Source organism: Streptomyces sp. MnatMP-M17, assembly GCF_900091995.1.
In the GTDB taxonomy this organism is placed as follows: domain Bacteria; phylum Actinomycetota; class Actinomycetes; order Streptomycetales; family Streptomycetaceae; genus Streptomyces.
Genome location: NZ_FMDK01000578.1, coordinates 1 through 2,405, shown reverse-complemented (window position 1 = coordinate 2,405; position 2,405 = coordinate 1). Strand labels below are relative to the sequence as shown.

The following is a 2,405-nucleotide window of genomic DNA, read 5'->3' as shown; positions in this document are numbered from 1 at the left end:
GGTGCCGGCGGCGGCAGCGGCAGCGGCACCGGCGCTCGCGCCTGTGCCGACGGCCGTACCGGCGGCACAGGCCGGTCCGGCCCGGGAGACCCGTATCCCCATCAAGGGCGTACGGAAGGCCACGGCGGCGGCCATGGTGGGCAGCGCGTTCACCGCGCCGCATGTCACGGAGTTCGTCACCGTCGATGTGACCCGCACGATGAAGCTGGTCGAGGAGCTGAAGTCCGACAAGGACATGGCGGGCCTGCGGGTCAATCCGCTGCTCCTCATCGCCAAGGCGCTGCTCGTCGCCATCAAGCGCAATCCCGAGGTCAACGCGGCCTGGGACGAGGCGAACCAGGAGATCGTGGTCAAGCACTACGTCAACCTGGGTATCGCGGCTGCCACCCCGCGCGGACTGATCGTGCCGAACATCAAGGACGCGCACGACAAGACCTTGCCTCAACTGGCCGCCGCGCTGGGCGAACTGGTCTCCACGGCCCGTGAGGGCAGGACGACGCCGGTGGCCATGCAGGGCGGCACGGTGACCATCACCAATGTCGGCGTCTTCGGCGTCGACACGGGCACGCCCATCCTCAACCCGGGCGAGTCCGCGATCCTGGCGGTCGGCGCGATCAAGCTCCAGCCCTGGGTCCACAAGGGCAAGGTCAAGCCCCGCCAGGTCACCACCCTCGCGCTCTCCTTCGACCACCGCCTGGTCGACGGCGAACTGGGCTCCAAGGTCCTCGCGGACACCGCGGCGATCCTGGAACAGCCGAAGCGCCTGATCACCTGGGCCTGACCTCTCCCGCCCTTCCGGGCTCCCGCACCACCATCCGGCCCCGAAACCCGCGCCATGGGTTCCGGGGCCGGACTTTTGCGAGCATCGACGCATGGAGACAGGTGTGCTGGGCGAGGAGTGGCGGGGCGCGGTCGGGCGTGCTCCGCGGTCGACCTTTGTGCCGGAGACGGTGTGGGTTCCGGACGACGGTGCGCCGGTCGGCCACCGGCGGATCACCAGGGCGGCCGACGAGGCCGAGTGGTGGACGCTGGTCGATGCCGACGACGTCGTGGTGACACAGCTCGACGACGGCGCGGACGACGGTCCGGGCGTCGTCACCTCGTCGGCGTCCATGCCCTCGCTCGTGGCGACGATGCTCCACCACCTGAGCGTGGCCGACAGGGATGTCGTACTGGACATCGGCACCGGCACCGGCTGGACGAGCGCCCTTCTCGCGGGCCGGCTCGGCGACGAGCACGTGACGACCGTGGAAGTCGACCCGCGGCTCGCGGCGGAGGCGGCCAAACGCTTGAAGGCGGCCGGCTTCGCTCCCCGCCGCGTGGTCGGGGACGGTCTCGTCGGATGGCCCGCCGGATCGCCGTACGACCGTATCCACTCGACGGCGGCCGTACGGCACGTCCCGCTCGCCTGGATCGAACAGACCCGGCCGGGCGGCGTGATCGTCACGCCATGGGGCACGCCGTACGCCAACGCCGGGCTGCTGCGACTGGTGGTCGGCGAACGCGGCCAGGACTCGTACGGCCGCTTCGTCGCCGACGTCAGCTTCATGTGGATGCGCGCGCAACGCCCCGCCCGGCACCTTCCACATCCGCCTGGCGGACGGGAACGGGTCCTGGGCCTCGGCCAGATACCAGAACTGGCAGTCGCACGACGCGGTCCAACAGGCCGGCCCCCGAAGACTCTGGGACGAAATCACCACGGCCCGAACCTGGTGGCAGCACCAGGGCACCCCATCCCTGCCCCGCTTCGGCCTCACCATCACCCCAACCGGCAAACAGACGGCCTGGTTGGACAACCCGTCCAACGCGGTAAGCCCCGCCTCAACACCGACGGAGCCCACAAAAAGACGCCGAAGCCCCCAAGCCCGCCCACCCCGCGTGCGCGGGGACCGCAGGAGCTGGCCTACTGGTTTACAGGGTGCGCGGTACTCGGTGTCTTGGGAACTCCTCCGGCTAGCGGCCGATGAGAACGTTGCCCAGCCGCGTCCGGGCCGTGCCGGAGAGCGTGTGATGCAGGGTTTCGGCCCGGGATTGGACCAGTCCGCCTCGGTACGCCTCCGGTAGCTGTTGCCAGATGTCCACGGCCATGTCGGCAGCCGCTGTGGGATCGCCGTCAGCTTGGAGGCAGGTCGCGGTGTCCATGGCAAGTAGGGCGCGGGTCATGACGGACTGGGAGCGGGTGAGGGCCAGCGAGGCTTCCTGCTCGGCGTATGCCTCGCGTGTGCGGCCCATGAGAGTGAACGCCTGCGAGAGATGGACGTGGTGCTTCTGCTGGGGATAGCCGAACCAGGTGTCGGCCGACTGCGCGGTGTCCAGGTTCTCCGCGATGCGGCGCGCATCGGCCACAGCCAGGAGTGCGCCCTTGTGGTCACCGGCAGCGGCGAGTGCTCGCGCGGAGACCGCAG

At 70.0% G+C, this 2,405-nt stretch carries 2 protein-coding genes and 1 pseudogene; 2 read left to right on the top strand and 1 reads right to left on the bottom strand.

Annotation, left to right across the window (positions count from 1 at the left end):
• Positions 1-781, top strand: a 781-nt coding sequence (locus tag GA0115259_RS24795) for a dihydrolipoamide acetyltransferase family protein (RefSeq protein WP_237540477.1), incomplete at its 5' end; no start/stop codon positions are given.
• 91 nt (positions 782-872) lie between these two features.
• The gene (locus tag GA0115259_RS24790) at positions 873-1,967 is read left to right on the top strand and encodes a methyltransferase domain-containing protein (RefSeq protein WP_237540476.1); all 1,095 of its coding nucleotides are present in this window, start codon (positions 873-875) and stop codon (positions 1,965-1,967) included.
• Here the strand turns inward: GA0115259_RS24790 and GA0115259_RS24785 are convergent.
• Positions 1,954-2,405: pseudogene (locus GA0115259_RS24785) on the bottom strand (transcriptional regulator); the annotation flags it as partial. The gene GA0115259_RS24790 and the pseudogene GA0115259_RS24785 overlap by 14 nt on opposite strands.